The following is a 23,267-nucleotide window of genomic DNA, read 5'->3' as shown; positions in this document are numbered from 1 at the left end:
CTCAGACGAGCTTTCCCTGGCGGACGACCACCCGGCCGCCTTTCATGACCAGGTCCCTGACCGGATGGGTGACGACCGCCTCGGCTGGGGTTCGTGCCTCGACGACGACCAAGTCGGCGACAGCACCGGGAGCAAGACCGTACGCGTCGAGGTTGAGCGCCCTGGCCCCTCCGTAGGTGGCGGCCCGCAGGGCTAGCTCGATGTCCTCATCCCGGCGGAAGGTGCTGCGGTAGGCCAGGTGCATGGCGCGCTCCAGCATGTCGCCGCTGCCGTACGGACCCCACAGGTCGCGGATACCGTCGTGACCACAGGCGACGTTCACGCCGGCCGCGTCGAGCTTCTTGATCGGGGGGATGGGGAAGCTGTAAACCGCCGCGGTGGCCACGCTCACCCCGGCGGCGGCCAGCCGATCCACCAGCCGGTCCTGATAGGCCTCGTCGATCTGGCCGAGCGCGTAGGCGTGGCTGACCGTCACCCGGCCCTCGAGTCCGTGGTCACGCGTGCGGTCGGCGATCAGCTCCAGCTCCCACGCACCGAGCGCTCCGGGGTCGTGCAGGTGCAGGTCAATCCCCGCGCCGTACTGCTCGGCCAGGTCGAACAGGATATCCAGGTGCCGGACCGGATCGCGGTCCACGCCCGCGGGGTCGATCCCACCGATCGTCTGGACCCCGTTCTTGAGCGCCTCCTCCAGATACTCGGCGGTGCCGGGGTTGGTCAGCAACCCGAACTGCGGGAAGGCGACCATCTCCACGGTGACCCGTCCGGCCAGCTTCCGGGCCGCGGCACCGACCGCCTCGACCCCGCCGAGGCCGATGACGGGATCGACGTCAACATGACTGCGCACGTGCGTGGTGCCGAAAGCGATCATGCGTTCCAGGAGCGCCGTGATGTTGTCCACGTTCGGCAGGCCCAGCTCACCCCGGCGAGCGCGTTCGTTGGCGACCCTGTCGGCGAGCGAGTCCCCCGCCGAATGGGGCACCCAATCTCCGCCGTACAGGGTCTTGTCGAGGTGGCAGTGCGCGTCGATCAGCCCCGGCAGCACCAGCCGACCCGGCACGTCGATGACCTCGGCGTCCGGGGCCTCCAGCCCCGGTTCGATCCGGTCGATCACCCCGGCCCGGATCAGGATGTCCACGGGCTCCCCGAAACTCCATGGGTGACCACCGCGAATCAGCACGTCAGACATGATTCTCCTCTGTCTCGGACAAGCGGGCAGCATGCTTTAGAGTCATTCTTTTTCGTAATTAGTGTCTATGTAATGGCGGCCATTCATGTGATCGGTTTCCAGAGTGATCACGGGTTTTCCCTCCGCCTTCGCCGCCTGACGGCTCTCGTCCGGTTCGTGGTCGCCCGGTTCCGGCCGGGGCGACTGCCGTACCTCGCTCCTGACGTGACTCCTCCGCTCCCTGCCGACCCGTCTCTCCAGCCGCTCGATGTCGGGGCGACACGGTAGCTTGGTGGCTGCTCGGCACGGCCGCCCATCACAGCTGCCACCACAAGGAAAGAGAGATCGTGACGACGTCTATTCATCAGCGGATCGCCGAAGAGCTGGGTGTGCGCGAACGGCAGGTGCAGGCGGCCGTGGAGCTGCTCGACGGCGGGGCCACCGTGCCGTTCATCGCCCGTTACCGCAAGGAAGCCACCGAGATGCTCGACGACGCGCAGCTGCGCACGCTCGAAGAGCGGCTGCGCTACCTGCGCGAGCTGGAGGAGCGGCGCACCGCGATCCTGGAGTCGATCCGCAGCCAGGGCAAGCTCGACGACGCCCTCGAAGCGCAGATCGCGGCGGCCGACTCCAAGGCCCGTCTGGAAGACATCTACCTGCCCTACAAGCCCAAGCGGCGGACCAAGGCGCAGATCGCCAGGGAGGCCGGGCTCGAACCGCTGGCCGACGGCCTGCTCGCCGACCCGTCCGTCGACCCGCAGGCGGCCGCCGCGGCCTTCGTCGGCGAGGGGGTGGCCGACGCCGCCGCCGCGCTGGACGGGGCCCGGGCGATCCTGGTCGAGCGCTTCGGAGAAGACGCCGACCTGGTCGGGGAGCTGCGCGAGCGGATGTGGGCCAAGGGCCGGCTGGTCGCGGCGGTCCGCGAGGGCAAGGAAGAGGAGGGGGCCAAGTTCTCCGACTACTTCGACTTCGCCGAGCCGTTCACCAAGCTGCCCTCCCACCGGATCCTGGCGATGTTCCGGGGTGAGAAGGAAGAGGTTCTCACCCTCACCCTGGAGCCGGAGGAGGAGCCCACCGGCACCTACGAGGGACGCATCGCCCACCGGTTCGGCATCGCCGACCAAGGGCGTCCCGCCGACAAGTGGCTGGCCGACACCGTCCGCTGGGCCTGGCGGACCCGCATCCTCGTCCACCTCGGCATCGACCTGCGGATGCGCATGTGGCAGGCCGCCGAAGACGAGGCCGTGCGCGTTTTCGCCGCCAACCTGCGCGACCTGCTGCTCGCCGCCCCGGCCGGCAGCCGCGCGACCATGGGACTCGACCCCGGTCTGCGCACCGGTGTGAAGGTCGCGGTGGTCGACGCCACCGGCAAGATCCTGGCCACCGACACGATCTACCCCCACGAGCCGCGCCGCCAGTGGGACCAGTCGCTGGCGACCCTGGCCGCGCTGGCCAGGAAGCACAACGTGGAGCTGGTCTCGATCGGCAACGGCACCGCGTCGCGGGAGACCGACAAGCTGGCCGGTGAGCTGGTGAAGCTGGTCCCCGGGCTGACCAAGGTCGTCGTTTCGGAGGCCGGCGCCTCGGTCTACTCCGCCTCCGCCTTCGCCTCCCAGGAGCTCCCCGGCCTCGACGTGTCGCTGCGCGGCGCCGTCTCGATCGCGCGCAGGCTCCAGGACCCGCTGGCCGAGCTCGTCAAGATCGACCCCAAGTCGATCGGCGTCGGCCAGTACCAGCACGACCTCGCCGAGACCAAGCTCTCCCGTTCGCTCGACGCGGTGGTCGAAGACTGTGTGAACGCGGTCGGCGTGGACGTCAACACCGCCTCGTCACCGCTGCTGACCCGGGTGTCGGGCATCGGTGCCGGCCTGGCCGAGAACATCGTCCAGCACCGCGACACCAACGGCCCGTTCCGCTCGCGCAAGGAGCTGAAGAGCGTGGCCAGGCTCGGTCCCAAGGCCTTCGAGCAGTGCGCGGGCTTCCTGCGTATCCCCGGCGGCGACGACCCGCTCGACAGTTCCAGCGTGCATCCGGAGGCCTACCCCGTGGTGCGCCGGATCCTGTCGGCCACCGGCGGCGACATCGGCACGCTGATCGGCAACGGCACGGTGCTGCGGGCCCTGAAACCGCAGGACTTCGTCGACGACACCTTCGGCCTGCCGACCGTCACCGACATCCTGGCGGAGCTGGAGAAGCCCGGCCGTGACCCGCGTCCCGCCTTCAAGACCGCGACCTTCAAAGAGGGCGTGGAAAAGATCTCCGACCTCAAGCCCGGCATGCTGCTGGAGGGCGTGGTCACCAACGTCGCCGCCTTCGGCGCGTTCGTCGACGTCGGCGTGCACCAAGACGGCCTGGTCCACGTCTCGGCGCTGTCTCACAACTTCGTCAAGGATCCGCGCGAGGTGGTCAAGCCCGGCGACATCGTCCGGGTGAAGGTGCTCGACGTCGACATCCCCCGCAAGCGCATCTCACTCACCCTCCGCCTGGAGGACGAGGCGGCCAGGGGCTCCGGCCAGCGCGACCAGTCCGGCGGACGGCGTGACGGCGGCAAGCGCGGCGGCCAGCAACGCCAGGACCGCGGCGGCCAGCAGCAGGGGCGCGGCGGCCAGCAGCGTCAGGACCGTGGCGGCCAGCGCGGCGCGCCGGGCGGGGCAATGGCCGAGGCGCTGCGCCGCGCCGGACTCGACGGCTCCGGCGGCAAGCGCTAGGTGTATTGACCACGGGCGTTGCCGACAGCAGGGCTTGATCAATAGCGAAGATCTCCGGCGTGGTGAAGGTGTCAAGTCTTCACCACGCCAGAGATATTCGTGTCCCGCCTTAACGCCCGGCTGACCATGTACGGCAGGCGGCGGGCGCGGGGATACCCGTACGGCTGCCGCCTTCTCGGATGGCGGCCGTACGGCTACCCTTGGGGCGAGATCACTTCGTCGAAGGTCCGGGCGCACCGCTGAAGCGCCCTCACGCATGTTTCTTTCCTCTTCCGCGGAGGTCTTCCGCGAGCGGCCGTGAGCGGCCCCGTCATACGGGTCCGAACCCGTAAGGATCTGCGGGCGGTCCGGCGCCCGCGTCCGCCCCGCTGTCTCGGTCACCTGTGCGTCGCGCCGTTGTGGCCGATGTACGGCGTCAATCTCGGCACCCTGCTGCGAACCTGCGACGCGGTCGGTGCGTGCATGGCCGTACCCCGGCTGCCCTGGGTTCCCGAAGCTTTGAAACGGGGCAACACCCTGCGCGGGCCGGCCTGCGTGCACTGGGTGCGGGATCCGTCGGCCTGGCTCACCGAGCAGCGCTCCGCCGGCAGCCACATCATCGGGGTGGAGCTGGCGGAGGAGGCCGTACGGCTCGCCGACCTGCCGATGGCTCGCCGTCCCACGGTCGCGGTCCTCGGTCACGAGCGCGATGGCATCCCTCCGGAAGCCCTGGATCTGCTGGACGCGGCCGTGGAGATCCCGATGATCGGCATCGGGGCGAGCCTGAACGTGGCGGTCGCCGGGTCGCTGGTCCTGTACAAACTGGCGGGTTTCGCCTGATGCCTGCCGCGGCACCCGGCCGCACCGCTCGAGAAGCCGTTTCCAGGTCACCCGGCCTCGGAGGATTCGGCGACTCCCGCCGCCCTCGGGCGGAAACGGCTTCGAGAACCCCGGATCGCGCCTCGATAGGTTACCTTGAGTAAGAAGGTTCTGATCAGTAAGGTGGTTTCTATCAGGAACCAAAAGGATGCCACTCCCGTCACGGCGAGGGCCCGCTCCTCGCCCAGTCCCTCCGGAGATGATCATGGGCAGCAGAGGTTCCCTCGGCCACACTCCGGCGGCATGCCGGGCCCGCGAGATCCTCGACCGCGTGGGAGGGAAGTGGTCGCTGTATGTGATCTCCCAGCTTGGTACGGGCACCAAGCGGTTCACCGAGCTCAAACGCGGCATCAACGGCATCAGCCATCGCATGCTGACCGTCACGCTGCGCGAGCTCGAACGCGACGGCATCGTCTCCCGGACGATCTACGCGGTCATGCCGCCCCGCGTCGAATACACGCTCACCGCGATGGGCCACACCTTGCTCGACGCCGTCAGCGGCCTCGTCGTGTGGGCGGAGAGCCATCTCGATGAGATCGACGCCGCCCGTGCCGCCTACGACGCCCGCGCCGAATGAGCCGGCGGGTCGCGCCGGGGAGTCGCACCCGGTGGCCGGGGTGCCCGGCGGCGCCGTCTCACCGGGCACCCCGGGGCGGATCGCCGGCCCCGCGGGTCAGGAACCATCCACGTATTCGCGGAAGTCGATGATGAACGGCGGCGGGACCGGCTCGTCTTCCGTGCCCGGTGCCGGGCTCCGTTCCAGCAGCTGGGTGCCGACCACGGATCCGGCGAACACCGCGTGCAGCCGGACCCTGCCACCCGACCTGTTGCGGAACCCGTGGGCGACGCCCGGCGGCACCAGGATCACCGCGCCGGGCTCTACCGGCTGCCACTCCCCGTCGTAGAACGCCTCCGCCTCACCCTCGTCGATGATGAGAACCTCCTCATTCGTGTGCACGTGCACCGGGATGATCTCGTCCGGCGCGAGATGCTCGAAGTTCAGCACCAGGTCCTTGACATAGAGGCCGTCAGGGCGGGCCGGATCGAGCACCAGGGAGTGGAGCGAATTCGGCTTGTAATTGTGCGGATCCTCGGGAAAAGGTTTGTAGTCCAAGCGATTGATAATGCTCATGGCAGAAGTCTGAACCCGAATGCTTTTCGCAGGTAGATCGCACTTTTTCGTAACCTTGTAATGCCGGGGTAACCGTCCGCGGCGCACCGTGCCCAGGCATGGAGTTCCCGTTCACATCTCGACCCGGAAATTTGGGCCTCCTCGGATGTGACGCGACGCGCATACCATCCACCGCGATGACTACCTATCGGCGGCCGGTTGCCGTCCTCTTTCTGGCGCTCGTGGTGGTTCTGTCCGCGCTGTCCCCGGTCGCCTCGGCCTCGGTGACGTCCTCAGGCTCCTCGGCCTCCTCGGGCTCATCGGCTTCCTCGGGCTCATCGGCTTCGGCTTCGCCGGGCGAGGAGCGGTGGGGCGACAAACGCTTGCACGACGTCAGCTTCCTGACGGCGCACAACGCCTTCACCAACTACGAGGACGCGCGCTGGAGCGTGGTCAACCAGAGCGAGTCGATCCGCGGCCAGCTCGAAGGCGGCGTGCGCGGCCTGATGCTCGACACGCACTGGTATTCCAAGAGCACCTGGCTGTGCGCGGTGAGCCTCGGCCTCGACTGCTACCCGAGTGACGTCTACCTGTGCCATGGCGACTGCAAGGCCTTCGCGGGCGTGACCTACGCGCTTCCCCGGCAGTCCTTCCACGGCGCGATGCAGACGGTGGTGGACTTCATCCGGGCCAATCCCCTTGAGATCGTCACAGTCTTCCTTGAGGACTACACCTCCGCCGACCAGCTGGGCCAGTCCCTGGCCAAGGTCAGGGGTTTGAACGAGGTGCTGTTCCGGCCCGAGGAATACCAGGTGCGCGACCGCGGCTGGCCGAAGGTGGCCGACCTGGTCACCGATGACAAGCGGTTGCTGATCTTCGGTCCCGGCGGGCGCGAGCACTTGGGCGTCATGAACGAGAAGGACTGGACGGTCGCCAACTTCTGGAGCATCGGCGACCTGGGCGACCAGCTCGCCTGCACCAGCCGCTACCCCGACATCCCCCTGGACAGGCAGGAGCCCGGCTTCCAGCGCCTGTTCGTCATGAGCCACTTCCGCAACGTCCCGACCATCGGGACCGCCGCGGCCGACAACGGTGCGAAGCTCCGCGATCGCATCAACGACCGGTGCCGCCCCGCTGCCGGGCGCGACCCCAACTTCGTCTCGGTCGACTTCCACCGGAACTCCGACGGGAGCGGGCACACGCCCCGCTCCATCGTCGCGGAGCTCAACACGCGAGTCGCGCGGATGGCCCGGCCCTAGTACCGAACGCCCCTCGGTGCCTTCCTGCGCGTGCCACCGCGGTCACGGCGGCACGTGGTACGGCCGGCACGCGGTGCCGGGTCTTCCGAGCCCTGGAGGAACCCTGTCCGGAGCGAACGGGAGTGGATCAGAGCAGGCGCCTGATGTCGCCGTAGGCCCGGTAGAAGCCGCCCCTTTCGGAGTAGCGGACGCCCTCGACGAGGTAGCGGGCCCCCGCCTCCCGCACGCCCTTGGGGAACTGCACGTTGCGCCGCGAGTCGTAGCCCTCGCTGATCACTCGCACCCGGAGCCGCTCGCCTTCCCTGACGCACTCCACGACCACGCCGCCGTTGACGTCGGAGACGGTCTGCAGTTCCACGATCTCCAGCGTCGTGGTCGGTTCCATCACGGCCAGGCCCGCCGCCGCCTTGACGTCCACCGGTTCGGGAACGGTGCCCGCCTGGGCTGCCCTGATCGCGGTCTCCGTGGCGTCGATGCAGGCCAGGGTGCCGTCGGTGGTCACGATGTAGAGGCGGTCGTCGAGATACTGCATGGAGAAGGCCGAGCCGCAGCCGGTGGCCAGCTTCCACAGCCGCTCGCCGCTCTGGTCGAAGCAGTAGATCGAGGAGTGGTTGTCCCCGGCGAAGACGTAACGGCCGCCGGGAGCGGTGGCGCAGGAGAAGACGGTGGCGTCGCAGCGGTAGACCGCCTGGGTGGCGCCGTCGGACTTGCGGAGCCGGTGCACGGTGCTGCGCGACGTACCGGCGTAGACCGAGTCCGCCTCCTGCCAGCCGAACAGCACCGCGCCGGCGAGGCCGGTCTCCCAGACCGGCGTTCCGTCGGCGGCGTCGTAGCGGGCCACTCCCCTGGAGTGACCGTGGTAGACGGCGTCGTCGTCGCAGCGGACCATCCAGGCCGAGTCTCCCGCGCCCTTTCGCGCCCACTGGAACTCGTCCTCGTGGTCGATGGTGGTGATCCGGCCGCCGCGGTCGGAGACGCCCAGCACTCCGTCGTGGATGTCCAGCCAGTAGATGTCGACGTCCTCGGCGATTTCGTAGGCGAGCCGGGGGACCTTCCCGCTGAGGTCGTAGACCTTGCCGTCGTCGGCGCCGGCGTAGATCCAGAAGTCGTCGGCGACGATGCACTTCACCCCGTCGGGTAGCCGGAAACGCCCGGTGACGGTGCCCCCGTGGGTGACGGTGTAGACGTCGCCGTTCTGGTTGCCGACCCAGCAGCGCTCGGAGTCCACGAAGATGCCGAACGCCGGCGCGCCGCTGGCGAAGCGCCAGAGCACCGGCGCCTGGCTGGCGGTGGAGCGGAGGCTCTCCGTGCTGCGGCGGGTGACCGCGCGGCGCTGCCGGACTCCGCGCACCGCCGGGGCGTATCCCCTGCGGACCTTCTCGCCGACTTTCTTCGCCGCGGCGGTCGCGGCCTTCTCCACTGTGGCGAAGGACGACACCTTGACCTGTCCCTGCTCACCGATCCGGCCGTAGCTGATCGTCACCTGGAGCCCGTCGTGCACGACCTCGTAGAACTTGTGTGAGCCTCCGCCGTCTTCGGACAGCTCCAGATACGTGCTCTGCGCCGCCATGCCGCACCTCTCCGTTGTGATCGACTTTCCGCGGAGCGTACGGCACGCAGGCGACAGATTAGGAAAAGTGATGACCCGTACCAGCCGACCGGCATCATCGCCCCGCGGGCACCGGATCCCCGTCCGCCTGGCGCCTGCGGATCAGCGCGACCACGACGGAGGCCACCGGGGCGGCCAGGAAAGCGCCGACGATCCCCCCGATGACGCTGCCCAGCGCGATGACGATCAGGATGATCGCGCTGGGCAGCTGGAGCGCCCGGCCGTAGATCTGCGGCGCGAGCACGTGCCCCTCGATCTGCTGGACCAGCACGGTGACCGCGACCACGATCAGCGCCACCAGCCATCCCTTGGCCACGAGGGCCACCACCGCCGCGAGCAGGCCCGCCGTGAACGCGCCCACGATCGGCAGGAACGCTCCGACGAACGTCAGCACAGCCAGCGGCAGCGCGATCGGCACGCCCAGGATCCACAGCGCGACACCGATGAAGAACCCGTCGACCAGGCCGACGATCGCCACGCCGCGGATGTAGCGGCCGACGACGTCGAAGATCACATTGCCACTCTCGTACAGGGTCCGCCGGATCCCCCGAGGGGCCAGATCCGTGATCCACCGGAAAAGACGATCGCCGCCGTGCAGGAAGTAGATGGACAGGATCATGGCCAGCACCAGGCCGACCATGACCTCCCCGACGGTGCGCACGCCGGTGAGGGCGCCACTGGCGATCTTTCCGGCCTGCCGGCTCAGATACTGCTTGACCTGGTCGAACAGCTGGGAGGCCTTCGCCTCGCCCAGACCGCTGGATGACACCAGCGACTGCAGATCACCGGTCACCTTGTCGATGCTCTGCCGCAACTGGGCCACACCGTCGATCGTGGGCGGCACGAGCAGCGCGACGAACGCCACCAGGAGGAGGAACCCGCCAACGCACACGACGGTGGTGGCGAGTGCCCGGCTCAGCCCGCGCCCGGTGAGCCACCGGTACGGCGGGAGCAGAAGCGTGGTGATGGCCAACCCGATGATGATGGGGATGACCACTGCCATGACCGCGTGAAGGCCCCACAGGATCACCGCGATCAGAGCGATGATCCCGAGCAGCCGCCACGCCGTGTCGCCCGCTCGCCGCAGGCTCCGGTCACCCGTGGCGGCGGGATCCGTGTGCTCTCCCATGCCGGGCCCCTTCCCCGCACGGATCACCAGCAACCGCGCCGACCTGCGCGATCGGGGAAGCGACGGCGGGCATCCCGCCGTGGACGGCGAGGACCCGGCCGAAGTGAGGATCGGGCCGGAACGCCGTGGCGAACCCGTACGCGCCGGGCACGACCATGCCCCGGTTTCCCTCGGCGGTCCACGGCACTCGCGGGCCTTCCGCCGGATCAGCCAGGCGCCGTCGATATCCGCGAGGGCGGCGGGCGCGAACAGCGGCAGGAAGCGGGCGGCGGTCACGATCGCGCCGAGCCGCCAGCATCAGGCCGACCATCGTCAGCACCGCGACCTCGAAGACCACCACCAGCCGCTGGGTCACCCCGGCGGGGATGTCGTCGTTGCTCAGATCGATCCCGAACATCCGCACGACGTAGGGAAGGACCACCAGGACCATCACACCCAGGGAGGCCAGGCTCAGCAGCCGTACCGGCCGGGCGTAGGGGCTGGCGGCGTTCCGCCGGGCCAGCATCAGGCCCGCCACCGGCATCGTCAGGAAGGCCACGAACGCCGCGTACCGGTGGATGCCGCCGGACATCGAAAGCGGCACACCGGGCTCGTCGGTGGGGAAGACGCCGATCAGCAGCATGCACAGGCCCCAGACCCCGACCAGCAGCGCGGCCTCGCGATCCTCGCCTCGCCGTACCAGCGCGGTTCCGAAGGTCGTCGCACCCACGGCGAAGAACGTGAGCGAGACGGGCAGCAGCCAGCCGTCCGGCTGGAACGCGTACTCGCTGATCACGGTGTGCACCGGATCGAGCCCCGTGGCCACGTGCAGCCCGAGCATCGCCACGGCCCCGGCGCCGATCGCCGCGTAGCCGCCGAGGATCATCCTGGATCCCGAAAAAACCTGACTCCCCATGGCTCAACCATGGCGACGGAGCTTTTCCCCGAGTACCGGAAATGATCCCCAGTCATCCCTGAGTGATCCCGGAGGAACCCTGGGGTGAGGTAGTGCCCGCTTCAGGGGGATACTCCGACCACCGAGTCCCTGAGCTGGAAGAAGACGGCGAAAGGTAGGGCCCTCCCCCTCAGGGTCGCCGCGCGGGAGGGACCCGGCTTGACTTAGAGCGCACTCCAAGGAGCAAGGTGGTGTCCATGGGAATCACCATCCAGGAGGCCTCGCGCAAATCGGGGCTGAGCGCGCACACGTTGCGCTACTACGAGCGCATCGGGCTCATTCACGAGGTGGATCGGGGCTCGAACGGGCACCGAAGCTACGCGGCGCCCGATCTGGACTGGCTCGATTTCCTTAACAAGCTACGCGCGACCGGCATGCCGATCGCGGACATGTGCCGCTACGCCGAGCTGCGCAGGCAGGGCCCGGAGACCTCCGGTGAGCGGCGGCGGATGCTGGAGGCCCACCGGGAGCGGGTCAGGGCGCAGATCGCGCAGCTCACCGAGGACCTGACGGTCCTCGACTACAAGATCGACTTCTACAACGCATTGGAGCACGGATGATCAGGCGCCGTCTCGGGCAGGGAGGCCCGGAGGTCCCGGCCATCGGACTCGGTTGCATGGGCATGTCGGAGTTCTACGGCGCGGCCGACAAGGCCGAGTCGATCTCGGTCATCCACCGCGCCCTCGACCTCGGGGTGAACTTCCTCGACACCGCCGACATGTACGGCAAGGGCCGCAACGAAGAGCTGGTCGGACGGGCGATCAAGGGGCGCAGGGACGAGGTGGTGCTGGCCACCAAGTTCGGCATCGTCAGGTCCGAGGATCCGGCCGTCCGTCACATCGACGGCAGCCCCGGCTACGTGAGAAAGGCCGTCGACGCCTCGCTCCGGCGGCTGGGCGTGGACCACATCGACGTCTACTACCTGCACCGCCGCGACCCGAACGTGCCCATCGAGGAGACCGTCGGCGCGATGGCCGAGCTGGTCGCCGCGGGCAAGGTCGGCCACCTCGGCCTGTCCGAGGTGAGCGCGGAGACCCTGCGCAGGGCGAACGCCACCTACCCGATCTCCGCCCTGCAAAGCGAGTATTCGCTGTTCACCCGGGGCATCGAGGAGGAGATCCTGCCGGCCGCCCGGGAGCTGGGCGTCGCGCTGGTGGCCTACTCCCCGATCAGCCGGGGGCTGCTCGGCGGCACGCTGCCGCCCGCCGAGGAACTGCCCGACGACGACTTCCGCAAATACCTGCCCCGGTTCACCGGGGAGAGCGGGGCTCACAACGAAGCGCTCGTCGCCGAGGTCCGCAAGATCGCAGAGGAGGCGGGGAGCACTCCGGCCCAGCTCGCCCTGGCCTGGCTGCTGACCCGGGGCGAGGACGTCATCCCGATCCCGGGCACCAAGCGGCTGCGCTACCTGGAGGAGAACACCGCGGCGGCCGGCATCACGCTGACGCCCGACCAGCTGGCCGCGCTCAACGCCGCCGTGCCGGCCGGGGCCGTGCTCGGCGACCGCTACCCCGACATGTCCTCCGTCGAGCGCTGACTCACACGCGCCCGTCGAGCGCTGACTCACGCGCGCCCGTCGAGCGCTGGCACACACCCGGGAGCCGCGATCCTCGCGACGAGGACCGGCTCCCGGTTCCGCTCCGCCGCTCACCGGATCGGCGTAGAGAACGAGAACGCCGGCGGCGGGCGGTCCCAGAGAGAAGGCGACCGGTCTCAGACGGGTTCCGTGCCGTTGCTCACCCGATCGGCAATGGCGGGACACCGGGGGTGACCACCTCGGAGCGGTCAGGGTTATTTTTGGCCTCTTATCCATCTCAAGACGGATTCCATCTTGCGGGAGCCTCTCTACTCTCGCCTCATGAGCCGCCGTCCACCCCCTAACGCGATCGACTGGCTGCTCTCGGTGGCCGTGGTGCTGCTCGCGATCGCCGAGGAGATCGGCGATCACCTCCTCGCGACGGGGCGTCCGCATCCGGGGTGGTGGATCCCGGCCGTCATCGCCATCTCCGTGCTGGTGCTCCTGCGACGGCGGGCTCCGTTCACCGTAATGTGCCTCCACTCGGCGGCGTCGGTCGCGGCGTTGGCGCACTTCGGCGAGGGCGTGGCCACCTGGCAGTTCCACACCCAGCTCCTGCTGTTGTTCACCCTGCTCAGCGAGTTGCCGCTGCGAGACCCACGGGTCGTCGCCGGACTGGCCGCGACGGCGGCGTTCGTCTCCATGATGATGCTCACACCCGCCGGGTCGTGGGGGGTCGGGGAGGTGACGGTCGCGCTGGGGGCGGCCTCAGTCGCGGGCATCGCCGTACGACGGCATCGTCAGATCGCGGTCCAGGCACGGGAACGCGGTGAGCTGCTCGCCCGGGAGGCGGTGCGCGAGGAGCGGGTCAGAATCGCCCGCGAACTGCACGACGTCGTCGCGCACGGCGTCAGCGCGATGGTCATGCAGGCCGGCGTCGCGCGGCTGATACTCCGGTCCGACCCGGTCACCGCGCGCGAGACGCTGAACGTGGTGGAGGAGGCGGGACGCGAGGCGGTGGAGGAACTGCGCCGCGTGCTGGGGCTGCTGCACACCGGTTCGGAGTGCGACGGGCTGGCCCCGCAGCCGCGCCTGGCCCGGCTGAACGATCTGGTCGAGCAGATGCGCGCGGCCGGTCTCGACGTGGAGCTGAGCGTCGAGGGCGAGCACGTGCCGCTGCCCGTGGGCCTGGACCTGTCGGCCTACCGGATCGTCCAGGAGGCGCTGGCCAACACCTTGCGGCACGCGGGCCCCACCGAAGTCCGGGTGACGGTCTCCTACCGGCCTCGGGCGCTCTGGCTGGAAATCCTCGACGACGGCCCGCGTGACGGCCACACCAGGCAGGCGGGCGGGCCGGGACACGGGCTGGTCGGCATGCGCGAGCGGGTCGCGCTCTTCCACGGCCGGTTTTCGGCGGGCCCTCTGCCCGGTGGCGGATACGGCGTGCGGGTCACGTTCCCGCTGCCCGCAGAGGCCGGGCCGGGCGAGGCGCCGTGACCGCATGGCGCGAAGACGACGCTCGCCCTGACCACGGCGCGAAGGCGACATGGCGAAAACGGCATGACGAAACCAACGCAGCCAAGACGAAGTGCGACGATCCGGATGGCTCAGGAGATTCCTGGTGGCTCAGGACGCCAGACGTGAGGCGAGAACACCGGCGCGCGCGAGCTGCACCTCGCGGGCCTTCTTGGCCGCGAAGCCCAGGAGCGGGCGGTTCCACGCGTGCACCACGAGCGTGTCCTCGACCTCGGTTCCGCCGTCCTTCTCGGTGAGGGCGAAGCGGTAGTCCAGCCGTACCCCGCCCGGACTGTCCACCTTCCCCTCGACGGTCTCCGGCGTGCTCCGCAGCGTCACCTTGATCAGGTTGTCGTATTTGACCATGCCGAGGAACGTGAAGCGCTCGACCGAGACGTAGTGCGTCTCCCCGTCTCTCTCCTGGATGTCCCTGACCGCGACCACCAGCGGCGAAAGTCCCACGTAGCTCTGCGGCTGGCTCAGGTGGGCGCGAAGCGCCGCCGGAGTGTTCCGGACATGGAAGGTATGGCGAAGCGTGACCTTTGGCACCGTTTTACCCCCGTAAAAAGATCTTTAGTGGGAGACACTAACGGGTTCGGCCATGTACCACCGGGCATGTTGCTCACCTCGTGTGAGGGAATCGAGCCTGCGGGGCAGTTCGCGACGGGAGAAGGGATCGGCACCGGCGTTGCGGATGTGGATGCCCACGGCGTACATGTCCCGGACCTCCATGAGGGTGGAGTAACCCGGCCATGAGCGTAGGTCGCTGCCGTAGGCGTCGGCGAAGGCGTCCACGTCGGCGGCTGTCAGGCCGAAACGGCGCTGGCCGTGGTAGGTGTGGACCAGGTCCCACTCGCGGGGGCCGACCGCGACGCCGTCCCAGTCGCAGAGCACCACGTGGCCGTCGGTGCGGCGCAGCAGGTTGTCGATCCAGGCGTCGCCGTGCAGCAGCACCGGAGAACCGTCCACGTCGAGGTCCGACCAGCGCTCGGTCAGCTCCGCGATGCGGTCGCGCAGCCAGGCTCGCTGGCAGGAGGTGAGCACCGTGGACCGGTCCACCGCCCCGCGGATCTCCGCCAGCGGGTCGGCGAACCGCTTCAGCGCCACCGGCGGCACCGGCAGCAGGTGCAGGCTGCGCAGGATCTCGCCCAGTTCCGTGGTGGTGGGACGGCCGCTGGCCGGAACGTAGTGCCAGAACGTGATGACCCTGCCCTCGTGCACCACGGGCTGGTCGGAGATCTCATCGGCCGGGCGCACCGCGGGGAACCCCTGCTGGGCCAGCCAGCGGGCCACCGCGAGCACGATCGGCAGGCGGGTCAGCGCGTTGGGCGCGGTGGCGATCCGCACCACGATCTCGCTGCGCAGTTTGAAGACGGCGTTGCTCCGCACCCGCAGCAACTCGGCGTCCGTGTGATCGATCCCAAGGCCCTCACAGACCTCGCGCATGATCGTGAACGCCTCCTCCGCGAGCGGGCCCATCAGCTGGCCTGGCCGGCGTCGGCGAGCAGATCGGTCAGGCGGCGCACCGCCGCCGCCTTGCGCCGGGCGGGCGGCACTCCCGACAGCAGCCCCCGGGCGCGGTTGAGCACGATGGAGGTGCGGTGCTCCGGCGGCACCTGGAGCAGGGCCTTCTCGGCCAGGTGACAGGCATCTTCGATCTTGCCGTCACGAACGAGGTGCGCGGCCTGGTCGAGCAGGATGAGCACCGGGTCGATGGCGTAGGGGCCGGAGGGGCCGAGGGTCCAGTCGACTTCCTCGCCCAGTTCGATCAGGGTGCCGATCCGGTAGAACTGCAGGCGCCGCTCGGAGAAACGGAAGGCCAGGTGGTCCTGACCCTCCGGGGGCATCCTGGCGAAGATCCGCTCGGCCTCGGCCAGGGCGATCCGGGCTGCCTTGTGCTCGCCCAGCCTGGCCAGCGCCCGCGCCTCCGCCGCCGCGCCGAGCGCCGCCGGGGAACTGGGCGCGTTCCCGGCGAGCATCCTGGCCTCGCGCGCGAGCCGTACGGTCTCGGCCAGGTCGCCGTAGTAGTAGGGCAGCATCGCCTGCTGCGCCCGGACCAGGGCGCGCAGCCGCAGGTCGCCCATGTCGTCTGAGGCGGTGCGGGCGGTGCCGTACCAGGCGTGGGCCTGACGGGTGTCGCCGAGTTTCATCAGCGCGTCGGCCGACAGCAGCGCGAGCATCACGGTGGCGCTGAGCAGGCGGCGCTGGGCCATCGCGGGTTGCCGGGCGCCGGCGAGCGCCCGCACGTCCGACAGTTCCAGCATGAGCCGGTAGAGCATCGGCAGCGGGGCGCTGCTGATGTATTCGCGGCGGTAGCGCAGCACCTGCTCGTCGAGCCGGTCAAGCTGCTCCTCGGAGACGGTGGCCATGGCGAGCGTGCGGTCCAGGTCCTGGCGGGTCCGCTCGACCTCGGCGAGCAGCCGCCCGCTCATCGCGAACCGGGAGCCGAGCAGGGCGTGGTGGAACAGCGCGCGACGCTCCATGTCGTCGTCGCTCCGGTCCTCCATCCGGTACGGCTGGTACGGCGCGCGGCCTTCAGCGCCGGAGACGACCACGACCTTGGTCCCGCCGTCGTCCTCGCAGTAATCACCGGCCAGGCCGAGCCGTACGGCGTTGGCCCGGTAGAGTCGCGCCAGCAGGTCGATGGTCTGCGGCCGTGGCCTGGCGCGGTTGTTCTCCCAGGCGTTGAGCAGGTCGATGCTGGCCCGCGCCTCGCCCAGGTTCTGGCGCTCGCACAGCTCTTCGAGCTCCTGGACCGACTGCCGGGCCGACCACCCCCGGGCCAGCCGGTGCGCCTTCAGCAGGCTCACCCCGCAGCAGCCGTGGATGGCCTGCGTGGTCTGCCATGGCGTCCACTGCTGGGACTCGGCCTTCTCGCGCCAGCGTCGTGCGCAGGCGGGTGAGTGCTCACCTCGGGCCACGGCGCCCCTCCCGGTCGCTGTTCACACAAGATTAACGAGAGCGCATCACAGAGTAAGCATTCCTGTGCATTGCATTCCCTTTATTCGTGCTTTCCCCACGGAACGGCGGCGAGTTTCGGCTCTATTCCACTGATCCAGCCGCTCTCCGAAGGAGGGGCGATTGCCTGACACGTCATCAAACTTCACTCTGCAGATGAGAACGTCACCACGTCCGCCAGGAGTGATCCGGATGACGGCAGAGCCCGGCGAGGCCGTCGACCATCTGCGGCGTCTCGCCGCCCAGTTGGAAGCGCACTCGTTCAAAGTGCATCTGAAATCTTCCCCGGGGCTTTTCCCCCGCCTTCATGTGATCAACCCGATGGCCCCCGCCGTGACGGAGGACGTCCTCGCCGCCCATGAGGAGGACGGCGAGTGGTGGTTCTGGCTGTCCTGGGCCGGGCGCATCGGACACGCCGAGGACGTCGCCACCGCTGCGGAGCGTGTGGCCAGTGTGCTTCATGTGATACGCAGATAGGTGATTCTTGGGTCTCACATGGGTAATACCCGGTGATCAAACCCCAGAGAGGAGCGGGACCGTGAAAAGGATCCAGATCATCCAACGTCCGCGTCCACCACGCAAGCCGATGCCGCTCGATCTCCGGACCCCCTCGGGCAAGCCGCTGCCCTTCTAGGAGCGATGCGGCGGCCCCACCGCCAGGCCGAGACCCGCGCGGGCACGCGCCCCCGTTGCAAGAAGCTGTAAGAACCTGTTAGGGGACATCAAGCGTTCTGCAGGCACCTGCCTACACCCTGTATGCATGACCAAGCTCTCGTTCACCCCAAGTGTCAGCGTGGTGGTTCCCGCTCTGAACGAAGCCGCCAACCTCCCGCACGTCTTCGCGACCCTGCCTGCCTGGATCGACGAGGTCATCCTGGTCGACGGCAACTCCACCGACGACACGGTCGCCGTCGCCAAGGTCCTCCGTCCCAATCTGCGCGTCGTCACGCAGACGCGCAGGGGCAAGGGCAACGCCCTCACCGAGGGATTCGCCGCGGCCACCGGCGAAATCATCGTCATGATCGACGCCGACGGGTCCACCGACGGCCGTGAGATCATCGCCTTCGTGACCGCGCTGGTCGAGGGCGCCGACTTCGCCAAGGGCTCCCGTTACGCCCCCGGAGGCGGATCCGACGACATCAGCCTGGCCCGCTCGCTCGGCAACAAGGCACTCACCATGATCACCAACAGGCTGTACGGCACGCGTTACACCGACCTCTGCTACGGCTACAACGCGTTCTGGGCCCGCCACCTCGACGCCCTCGATCTCGACTGCGACGGCTTCGAGATCGAGACCCTGATGAACGTCCGCGCCGCACAGGCCGGGCTGGTGATCCGCGAGGTTCCCAGCCATGAGCGCAGCCGCATCCACGGTGCCAGCAACCTGCACGCCGTACGGGACGGCTGGCGGGTGCTCAAGACCATCCTGCGCGAACGCACCCGCCGCAGGACCGAACCCGTCCCCGCCCTGAAGGAACCCGCAGCCGCCTGACCAGGGCGGGACGTCACCGCCCTAGATCGCGAAACACACCACACAGGGAGCCGAACAGCGCTTCAATGAAGTCGTACGGCGTGCGGTCAGCGAAGGCTCCAGGTGGTCGCCCGGCACGGAGAAGAGGTGGCCGTCATCATCGACATCGCCGAGCATCGCCGTCTCAAAAGCGGCGACCCCGACTTCAGCCATTTCCTTCCCTCCGACCCCGACTGGGACGACGACATCGAATTCCCCCGCGACCATGACCTCCCTCGAGAGATCGCTTTCGGCTGACGGGCCGGGTCAGGAGAATTTCGACTTCGGGCGTTCCTGGAGAACACCGTCCACGTAGATGTCGACCTTCTCGTTGTAGAAGGAGATCAGTCCCGCGATGCGCCGGCTCTCCTCCAGCGGGGTCCGGTAGGACCAGGCCAGGTCCGCTTGGCCGTTGACCGACCAGTATTCGGCGGTTCCCTTGTAGGGGCACCGGGTCACGGTGTCGGTGGGGGCGAGCAGGTCCAGGCGAATGTCGGTCTTGGGGAGGTAGTAGCGCGGCGGCAGGCCGGTCTCGAAGAGGATCCGGGGGCTGCGGGAGTCGGCGACGGTCACGCCGTCCACCTCGACGCGGACGTGGCGGGAGGACGGCAGGATGTCCACTCGGGTGTAGGGGCTACGGGCGTGGACGTAGACCTCCTCGTCCTCCTCGAACCAGGCGTCCATCGCCTCCCACTCCAGCCGCACATGATCGCGCAGCTCCTCGATCGGGGAGTCCGGGTAGGCCAGCGCCGCGTCGGCCACCCCTTCGACGTCGTAGAGCACCGCCTCTCCCCGGCTGGGTGACCGCCGGGTCTGCCCGCTGGGCTTCAGCTCGACGGCGATGTCCTCGCGGGGAAAGTAGTACGTCGGGTAGTAGGGCACCTCCCAGACCAGAAGTGCCCGGGTGGTGTCGGCGACGGCCTTCCCGCCGAGGAAGGCTCGCACTCTCCTGGCCGTCGGTTCGATCCGGACGCGCCCACGTGTGATCGGCTCCATGACGGCGGCAACCCCACACCGCGAAGGACTATTCCTCCGCCCGAGAGGCGGATGTGAGTGTTCGCGATGCAGGCCAGCGCGACTTTTCCCACCTAGAGTCACATCATAGGCACGATGTGTCACATCGGTATCACTTGTAAGTCGAGTGAAAGTGATCCGCAAGGATGTATACCTACAGTCTCAACCGTCACAGATTGCAGTGAAAGGTAATAATGTTCAGCGTCCTCTCCTCCCGTCGTATCGCCGCCACCGTCGCGGGAGCCGCTCTCCTCTCCCTGACCGCCGCCTGCGGCGGATCCGGCGACACCGCGCTCTGCGGCGAGGCGAAGCAGCTCATGACGAGCTACACCTCGTCCATGGCCGCCAACGTCGGTGACCCGAAGAAGTTCAACGACGCGAACCAGAAGTTCGCGGATGACCTGAAGGCCCTGGCCGGCAAGGCCGATGGCGACCTGGCCTCCGCCCTCAACGACCTGTCCTCCACGTTCGGCGCCGTCAAGCTCGACGCCAAGGACCCGGCCGCGACAGCCGCGTCCGTCCAGGACCTGGGCAAGAAGGCCGCCGAGGCCGGCGCCAAGCTCGGCACCGCCTGCCCTGCCTCCTAGCAAGACCCGTGCCTCCGTATAGGGGGCACCTCTGACGCGGCCGCCGCTCCGCCTGCGGGGGGCAGTGCGGGGCGGCGGCCGAGCACGTCACGGTTCGGCCCGCCGTACGGCGACGCCGGCCACAGCCGCCGGGCACCATTCCGCCATCGGTGCCCGGCGGCCGGAACATGGCCCGCACGGTCGTCAGCGACCGGTGCGGGCCTGTTCGTAGCAGCGCTCGAAGCCCTCCAGCACGACCGGCCACGAACTGCGGGCGGGCTCGGTCTCGCGGTTGTGCGCCGCGATCGACTCGCGCAGCTCCCGGTCGCGGATCAGCCTGGCCACCGACGCGGCCAGCTCCTCGAAACTGCGGCCGAGCAGGCCCTCCTTGCCGGGACGGACGAAGTCGGCCACTCCGCTCTGGGCGCGCGCGACCACCGGGACCCCCGCCGACCTGGCCTCCAGCGCCGCCAGCCCGAACGACTCGCGGGGCGCCGGGGCGACGAACACGTCCGCCGAGGTGAGCAGTTCGCGGATCTGGTCGCGGCTGTAGCGGCCTGGCAACGACACCCAGTCGCTCATCTCGTTGGCCCGCAGGTAGCGTTCCATCTGCGAGCGCGCCGGGCCGTCCCCGACGACCGTGGCCCGTATCGGCGTCTCCTGCGGCACCTGGGCCCGGGTCTCCTTCAGCAGCTTGAGCAGCCTGACCGGCTGTTTGCGAGGCGCCAGCCGTCCCACGGCGACGACGTGCACGGGCTCGCCGTCCGGCTCGCGCCGTACCGGATCAAGAGAACGCCAGCCGGAGACGTCGAGGCCGTTGGAGACGACGTGCACCGGCACCCGGCGGCCGGCCACCGCGCGGATCGGCAGGGCCGCGGCCTCGCTCACCGCGGTGCCCACCAGCCCCCAGCGGTGCCATTCGAACAGCAGCCGCAACCCCCGGTAGACCTCGCGGGTGACCGGGTCCCACATGCTGTGCACGGTCACGACCACGGGCAGCCCCACCCGCACGGCCGCGCGGACGCCCATCCAGGCGAACGGCGAGACCGCACCCGTGTGCACGTGCACCACATCGGGGCGCCGCGCCGTCATCAACCGCAGCAGATGCCCCACCCCGAACGGATGGACCGGCAGATCAAAGGGGAGTTTCGCGATGATTCTATGCACCCCGGGCAGGGACTCACCGGGGGTGGCGGTGGCCACTTCGACATCGTGGCCCGCTTCTCTCTGCATCCGAATCAGATCGGCGACCTGAACCTCGATCCCACCGAGGCGCGGTAGATAACAGTCACTGACGTGGAGGATCCTCACCGTGCCAGCGTAGCCCCGCGTGAGATCATGCTTGCGTGCCCGCCGAGTCCTGCCTCGTGGATCTCACCGAGGCACGGCCCGGGCGACCACAATAGGCAAAGGATTCAAGGGGCGGGGCCCGAAGCGGGCCCGAGCCGCGCGAACGGAGTGAGGGCGATAAAGACCGTCAAGACAGCCGTCTTCTTCCATGCCCATCCCGATGACGAAGCCCTGCTGACCTCGGGCACCATGGCGATGCTCGCCGCCGAGGGGCACCGGGTGGTCCTCGTCGTGGCGACCTCCGGGGAGCGCGGCCAGGCTGACATCGCACCCGGTGAGGCGCTGGGCGCCACGCGGGTCGCCGAGCTGTACAAGTCGGCGGCGGCGCTCGGCTGCGCCCGAGTGGTGAACCTCGGTTACGGCGACTCCGGGCTGGGACCCGACGGCGGCATCGCCGAGGACCGGCCGGACAACGCGTTCATCGACGCCGACGTCGAGGAGGCCGCCGGGCGGCTCGCCGCGATCCTCGCCGAGGAACGCGCCGACCTGCTGACGACCTATGATCCGGCCGGGGGTTACGGGCATCCCGACCATGTCCAGGTGCACCGGGTGGGCGGCCGGGCGGCCGAGATCGCGGGAACCCCGATCGTGCTGGAGGCCACGGTCAACCGCGACCCGCTGCTCAAGGGGCTCCGCCTGGCCCGCAGGTTCTACCCCCAGCTGGACATCCGCGCCTTCGAGCGGGCCTACTCCCCCGGCGAGGCGATCACCCACCGGGTCGCCGTACGGCGCTTCGCCCGCCAGAAACGCGCGAGCATGGCCGCCCACGCCTCCCAGGCCACCGGCGCCGACACCCGCACGCTGGGCGCGATGCTCAAGATCCCTCAGCCGATCTACCGCTTCGTCTTCGGCACCGAGTGGTACGTCCAGCGCGGCCTGCCACCCGGCACCCGGCTGAGGCACCCGTTCGAAGTTCCTCCCAAAGGATGAGCTCCGGACCGGCACACTTGGTCTGGGGGGTTACATGAAGAACAAGTGGGTCCAGATCGGACTGTCAGTCGCATCTCTGGCGTTGGCCGCCACTCTCGTGCGCTTCCTGCCGCAGATCGTGGAGGCGTTGACCGGCCAGCGGGTCTCCTGGACGCAGATCGGCGCCCAGTTCGCCAAGCTGAGCTGGCAGATGATCGCGCTGATGGCCGCCGTCTGGCTGGCGAGCCTGCTGGCCTACACGTTCGTGCTGACCTCCTCCCTGCCCGGTCTCACCCACCCGCAGGCCCTGACCCTGAACGCGGGCGGCAGCGCGGTGAGCAACCTGTTCCCGTTCGGCGGCGCGGTCGGGGTGGCGATGACGTTCGCGATGACCAAGGGGTGGGGCTTCCCCATCCGGGCCGTCGCGGTGTCCACGCTGGCCAGCGGCATCTGGAACACGTTGTTCCGCTTCCTGCTGCCCGCCGTCGGCATCGTGGGCCTGCTGGCCAGCGGGCAGCGGCTCAGCCCCGCCGTGACCAACGCGGCCTGGGTGGGCGTGCTGTCCATCCTCGTCCTGATCGCCGTGGTGACCGTCGCGCTCTACTGGGACCGCGCCGCCGCCGTGCTCGGCCGCGCCCTCGACTCGGTCGCCCGGCTGCTCCCCGGCAAGGTCCGCCCCGCCGAGCACACCCTCTCCCAGTCGCTGGAGAAGCTGCGCGCCGACACCTCCGACGTCGTACGGCACCGCTGGCCCGGGATGACCCTGGGCATGATCTTCTTTCTCGGGTTCCAGTGGCTGATCCTGGTCTGCTGCCTGCAGGCCACCGGCGCCTATCCGGGGCTGGCGCAGTCGATCGCCGCCTTCGCCCTGTCCAGGGTGCTGACCACCGCCGTGGTGACCCCGAGCGGGACCGGGATCATGGAGGCTGGCACCATCGGCGCGCTGGTCTACTTCGGTGCGCCCCTCGATTCCGCGAGCGCCGCTGCGCTGCTTTTCGGGTTCTGGACCTACACTGTCGAAATCCCCTTCGGCGGCCTGGCGCTGGGCGCGTGGGCGCTTCTGCGCCGGCGTGAAAACGCCGCTTCGGCCCCCGAGAAGGAGCCGATCAGCCGCTAGATTGGGAAATACCTTGTGCGTGATTCGAAGGCCCGCATA

Annotated in this window: 24 protein-coding genes; 14 read left to right on the top strand and 10 right to left on the bottom strand. The window is 69.1% G+C overall.

Annotated elements, in window-relative coordinates; genetic code table 11:
• Nucleotide 1: 1 nt before the first annotated feature.
• Nucleotides 2-1,186 carry an amidohydrolase family protein gene (locus ACFY2X_RS23665; RefSeq protein WP_389941094.1) on the bottom strand — a complete coding sequence of 395 codons (1,185 nt, stop codon included), beginning with the start codon at nt 1,184-1,186 and terminating at the stop codon, nt 2-4.
• Nucleotides 1,187-1,512: 326 nt separating this feature from the next.
• On the opposite strand from ACFY2X_RS23665, the gene ACFY2X_RS23660 reads away from it, so the two are divergent.
• The 4 genes from ACFY2X_RS23660 to ACFY2X_RS23645 all read left to right on the top strand — a co-directional run bounded on the left by ACFY2X_RS23660 (nt 1,513) and on the right by ACFY2X_RS23645 (nt 5,308).
• Entirely contained in the window at nt 1,513-3,873 is a 2,361-nt protein-coding gene (locus ACFY2X_RS23660; RefSeq protein ID WP_389941092.1) for a Tex family protein, read from the top strand.
• Nucleotides 3,874-3,972: 99 nt separating this feature from the next.
• Entirely contained in the window at nt 3,973-4,116 is a 144-nt protein-coding gene (locus ACFY2X_RS23655) for a hypothetical protein (RefSeq protein ID WP_389941090.1), read from the top strand.
• A 54-nt stretch (nt 4,117-4,170) separates the two neighbouring features.
• Nucleotides 4,171-4,692 carry a TrmH family RNA methyltransferase gene (locus ACFY2X_RS23650; protein ID WP_389941088.1) on the top strand — a complete coding sequence of 174 codons (522 nt, stop codon included), beginning with the start codon at nt 4,171-4,173 and terminating at the stop codon, nt 4,690-4,692.
• Between the two features lie 244 nt (nt 4,693-4,936).
• Entirely contained in the window at nt 4,937-5,308 is a 372-nt protein-coding gene (locus ACFY2X_RS23645) for a winged helix-turn-helix transcriptional regulator (RefSeq protein ID WP_389941087.1), read from the top strand.
• A 96-nt stretch (nt 5,309-5,404) separates the two neighbouring features.
• Here the strand turns inward: ACFY2X_RS23645 and ACFY2X_RS23640 are convergent, their stop codons facing one another.
• Nucleotides 5,405-5,863: a cupin domain-containing protein gene (locus tag ACFY2X_RS23640; RefSeq protein WP_389941086.1), complete on the bottom strand. Its 459-nt coding sequence runs from the start codon at nt 5,861-5,863 to the stop codon at nt 5,405-5,407.
• Between the two features lie 176 nt (nt 5,864-6,039).
• On the opposite strand from ACFY2X_RS23640, the gene ACFY2X_RS23635 reads away from it, so the two are divergent.
• Nucleotides 6,040-7,101: a hypothetical protein gene (locus tag ACFY2X_RS23635; protein WP_389941085.1), complete on the top strand. Its 1,062-nt coding sequence runs from the start codon at nt 6,040-6,042 to the stop codon at nt 7,099-7,101.
• A 127-nt stretch (nt 7,102-7,228) separates the two neighbouring features.
• Here the strand turns inward: ACFY2X_RS23635 and ACFY2X_RS23630 are convergent, their stop codons facing one another.
• From ACFY2X_RS23630 to ACFY2X_RS23620, 3 genes are all read right to left on the bottom strand, one after another.
• Nucleotides 7,229-8,671, bottom strand: a complete 1,443-nt coding sequence (locus ACFY2X_RS23630; RefSeq protein WP_389941083.1) for a WGR domain-containing protein — start codon at nt 8,669-8,671, stop codon at nt 7,229-7,231.
• 94 nt (nt 8,672-8,765) lie between these two features.
• Nucleotides 8,766-9,839 carry an AI-2E family transporter gene (locus ACFY2X_RS23625; protein WP_389941082.1) on the bottom strand — a complete coding sequence of 358 codons (1,074 nt, stop codon included), beginning with the start codon at nt 9,837-9,839 and terminating at the stop codon, nt 8,766-8,768.
• Entirely contained in the window at nt 9,805-10,734 is a 930-nt protein-coding gene (locus ACFY2X_RS23620; RefSeq protein WP_389941080.1) for a DUF998 domain-containing protein, read from the bottom strand. The genes ACFY2X_RS23625 and ACFY2X_RS23620 overlap by 35 nt, the downstream gene beginning before the upstream one ends.
• Nucleotides 10,735-10,970: 236 nt before the next feature.
• Between ACFY2X_RS23620 and ACFY2X_RS23615 the strand changes: the two genes are divergently transcribed.
• From ACFY2X_RS23615 to ACFY2X_RS23605, 3 genes are all read left to right on the top strand, one after another.
• Nucleotides 10,971-11,333 carry a MerR family transcriptional regulator gene (locus ACFY2X_RS23615; RefSeq protein ID WP_389941078.1) on the top strand — a complete coding sequence of 121 codons (363 nt, stop codon included), beginning with the start codon at nt 10,971-10,973 and terminating at the stop codon, nt 11,331-11,333.
• The gene (locus tag ACFY2X_RS23610; protein ID WP_389941076.1) at nt 11,330-12,310 is read left to right on the top strand and encodes an aldo/keto reductase; all 981 of its coding nucleotides are present in this window, start codon (nt 11,330-11,332) and stop codon (nt 12,308-12,310) included. The genes ACFY2X_RS23615 and ACFY2X_RS23610 overlap by 4 nt, the downstream gene beginning before the upstream one ends.
• A gap of 321 nt (nt 12,311-12,631) precedes the next feature.
• Nucleotides 12,632-13,786, top strand: coding sequence for a sensor histidine kinase (locus tag ACFY2X_RS23605; RefSeq protein ID WP_389941074.1), 1,155 nt, complete (start codon nt 12,632-12,634; stop codon nt 13,784-13,786).
• Nucleotides 13,787-13,915: 129 nt separating this feature from the next.
• Here the strand turns inward: ACFY2X_RS23605 and ACFY2X_RS23600 are convergent, their stop codons facing one another.
• Genes ACFY2X_RS23600 through ACFY2X_RS23590 form a run of 3 tightly spaced genes read right to left on the bottom strand, consistent with a single transcriptional unit; the run spans nt 13,916 to nt 16,725 of the window.
• Nucleotides 13,916-14,353: an SRPBCC family protein gene (locus ACFY2X_RS23600; protein WP_389941072.1), complete on the bottom strand. Its 438-nt coding sequence runs from the start codon at nt 14,351-14,353 to the stop codon at nt 13,916-13,918.
• Between the two features lie 24 nt (nt 14,354-14,377).
• A complete protein-coding gene (locus ACFY2X_RS23595; RefSeq protein WP_389941070.1) occupies nt 14,378-15,283 on the bottom strand; it encodes a phosphotransferase enzyme family protein in 906 nt (301 codons plus the stop codon).
• The gene (locus tag ACFY2X_RS23590) at nt 15,283-16,725 is read right to left on the bottom strand and encodes a helix-turn-helix domain-containing protein (protein ID WP_389941068.1); all 1,443 of its coding nucleotides are present in this window, start codon (nt 16,723-16,725) and stop codon (nt 15,283-15,285) included. Before ACFY2X_RS23590 ends, ACFY2X_RS23595 begins: the two co-directional genes overlap by 1 nt.
• A gap of 229 nt (nt 16,726-16,954) precedes the next feature.
• On the opposite strand from ACFY2X_RS23590, the gene ACFY2X_RS23585 reads away from it, so the two are divergent.
• The 3 genes from ACFY2X_RS23585 (at nt 16,955) to ACFY2X_RS23575 (ending at nt 18,530) form a co-directional block, all read left to right on the top strand.
• Nucleotides 16,955-17,239 carry a hypothetical protein gene (locus tag ACFY2X_RS23585; RefSeq protein WP_389941066.1) on the top strand — a complete coding sequence of 95 codons (285 nt, stop codon included), beginning with the start codon at nt 16,955-16,957 and terminating at the stop codon, nt 17,237-17,239.
• A 283-nt stretch (nt 17,240-17,522) separates the two neighbouring features.
• Nucleotides 17,523-18,254 carry a glycosyltransferase family 2 protein gene (locus ACFY2X_RS23580; RefSeq protein ID WP_389941064.1) on the top strand — a complete coding sequence of 244 codons (732 nt, stop codon included), beginning with the start codon at nt 17,523-17,525 and terminating at the stop codon, nt 18,252-18,254.
• A 126-nt stretch (nt 18,255-18,380) separates the two neighbouring features.
• Nucleotides 18,381-18,530, top strand: a complete 150-nt coding sequence (locus tag ACFY2X_RS23575; protein ID WP_389941062.1) for a hypothetical protein — start codon at nt 18,381-18,383, stop codon at nt 18,528-18,530.
• A 9-nt stretch (nt 18,531-18,539) separates the two neighbouring features.
• On the opposite strand, the gene ACFY2X_RS23570 is transcribed toward ACFY2X_RS23575, so the two are convergent.
• Complete coding sequence (locus ACFY2X_RS23570) at nt 18,540-19,268, bottom strand: DUF427 domain-containing protein (protein WP_389941060.1); 729 nt, start codon at nt 19,266-19,268, stop codon at nt 18,540-18,542.
• Nucleotides 19,269-19,480: 212 nt separating this feature from the next.
• On the opposite strand from ACFY2X_RS23570, the gene ACFY2X_RS23565 reads away from it, so the two are divergent.
• Nucleotides 19,481-19,873, top strand: a complete 393-nt coding sequence (locus tag ACFY2X_RS23565; RefSeq protein WP_389941058.1) for a hypothetical protein — start codon at nt 19,481-19,483, stop codon at nt 19,871-19,873.
• A gap of 183 nt (nt 19,874-20,056) precedes the next feature.
• Here ACFY2X_RS23565 and ACFY2X_RS23560 read toward each other — a convergent pair whose 3' ends face one another.
• A complete protein-coding gene (locus tag ACFY2X_RS23560) occupies nt 20,057-21,085 on the bottom strand; it encodes a glycosyltransferase family 4 protein (RefSeq protein WP_389941221.1) in 1,029 nt (342 codons plus the stop codon).
• Nucleotides 21,086-21,310: 225 nt separating this feature from the next.
• Between ACFY2X_RS23560 and ACFY2X_RS23555 the strand changes: the two genes are divergently transcribed.
• Both ACFY2X_RS23555 and ACFY2X_RS23550 read left to right on the top strand, forming a co-directional pair.
• The gene (locus ACFY2X_RS23555) at nt 21,311-22,132 is read left to right on the top strand and encodes a PIG-L family deacetylase (RefSeq protein ID WP_389941056.1); all 822 of its coding nucleotides are present in this window, start codon (nt 21,311-21,313) and stop codon (nt 22,130-22,132) included.
• 34 nt (nt 22,133-22,166) lie between these two features.
• Complete coding sequence (locus tag ACFY2X_RS23550; RefSeq protein WP_389941054.1) at nt 22,167-23,228, top strand: YbhN family protein; 1,062 nt, start codon at nt 22,167-22,169, stop codon at nt 23,226-23,228.
• The last annotated feature ends 39 nt before the right edge of the window (nt 23,229-23,267 follow it).

The sequence above is a fragment of the Streptosporangium sp. NPDC000396 genome (genome assembly GCF_042898655.1).
Taxonomy (GTDB): Bacteria; Actinomycetota; Actinomycetes; order Streptosporangiales; family Streptosporangiaceae; genus Streptosporangium.
This window is presented reverse-complemented; position numbering and strand designations above follow the sequence as displayed.

Excerpts from the sequence above, each read along its gene's own strand:
- ACFY2X_RS23595 (WP_389941070.1), bottom strand. The coding sequence starts at position 15,283 with ATGGGCCCGCTCGCGGAGGAGGCGTTCACGATCATGCGCGAGGTCTGT.
- ACFY2X_RS23640 (WP_389941086.1), bottom strand. The coding sequence starts at position 5,863 with ATGAGCATTATCAATCGCTTGGACTACAAACCTTTTCCCGAGGATCCG.
- ACFY2X_RS23585 (WP_389941066.1), top strand. The coding sequence starts at position 16,955 with ATGACGGCAGAGCCCGGCGAGGCCGTCGACCATCTGCGGCGTCTCGCC.
- ACFY2X_RS23630 (WP_389941083.1), bottom strand. The coding sequence starts at position 8,671 with ATGGCGGCGCAGAGCACGTATCTGGAGCTGTCCGAAGACGGCGGAGGC.
- ACFY2X_RS23605 (WP_389941074.1), top strand. The coding sequence starts at position 12,632 with ATGAGCCGCCGTCCACCCCCTAACGCGATCGACTGGCTGCTCTCGGTG.
- ACFY2X_RS23645 (WP_389941087.1), top strand. The coding sequence starts at position 4,937 with ATGGGCAGCAGAGGTTCCCTCGGCCACACTCCGGCGGCATGCCGGGCC.
- ACFY2X_RS23665 (WP_389941094.1), bottom strand. The coding sequence starts at position 1,186 with ATGTCTGACGTGCTGATTCGCGGTGGTCACCCATGGAGTTTCGGGGAG.
- ACFY2X_RS23635 (WP_389941085.1), top strand. The coding sequence starts at position 6,040 with ATGACTACCTATCGGCGGCCGGTTGCCGTCCTCTTTCTGGCGCTCGTG.
- ACFY2X_RS23560 (WP_389941221.1), bottom strand. The coding sequence starts at position 21,085 with ATGCAGAGAGAAGCGGGCCACGATGTCGAAGTGGCCACCGCCACCCCC.
- ACFY2X_RS23620 (WP_389941080.1), bottom strand. The coding sequence starts at position 10,734 with ATGGGGAGTCAGGTTTTTTCGGGATCCAGGATGATCCTCGGCGGCTAC.
- ACFY2X_RS23565 (WP_389941058.1), top strand. The coding sequence starts at position 19,481 with ATGTTCAGCGTCCTCTCCTCCCGTCGTATCGCCGCCACCGTCGCGGGA.
- ACFY2X_RS23570 (WP_389941060.1), bottom strand. The coding sequence starts at position 19,268 with ATGGAGCCGATCACACGTGGGCGCGTCCGGATCGAACCGACGGCCAGG.
- ACFY2X_RS23615 (WP_389941078.1), top strand. The coding sequence starts at position 10,971 with ATGGGAATCACCATCCAGGAGGCCTCGCGCAAATCGGGGCTGAGCGCG.
- ACFY2X_RS23580 (WP_389941064.1), top strand. The coding sequence starts at position 17,523 with ATGACCAAGCTCTCGTTCACCCCAAGTGTCAGCGTGGTGGTTCCCGCT.
- ACFY2X_RS23625 (WP_389941082.1), bottom strand. The coding sequence starts at position 9,839 with ATGGGAGAGCACACGGATCCCGCCGCCACGGGTGACCGGAGCCTGCGG.
- ACFY2X_RS23610 (WP_389941076.1), top strand. The coding sequence starts at position 11,330 with ATGATCAGGCGCCGTCTCGGGCAGGGAGGCCCGGAGGTCCCGGCCATC.
- ACFY2X_RS23550 (WP_389941054.1), top strand. The coding sequence starts at position 22,167 with ATGAAGAACAAGTGGGTCCAGATCGGACTGTCAGTCGCATCTCTGGCG.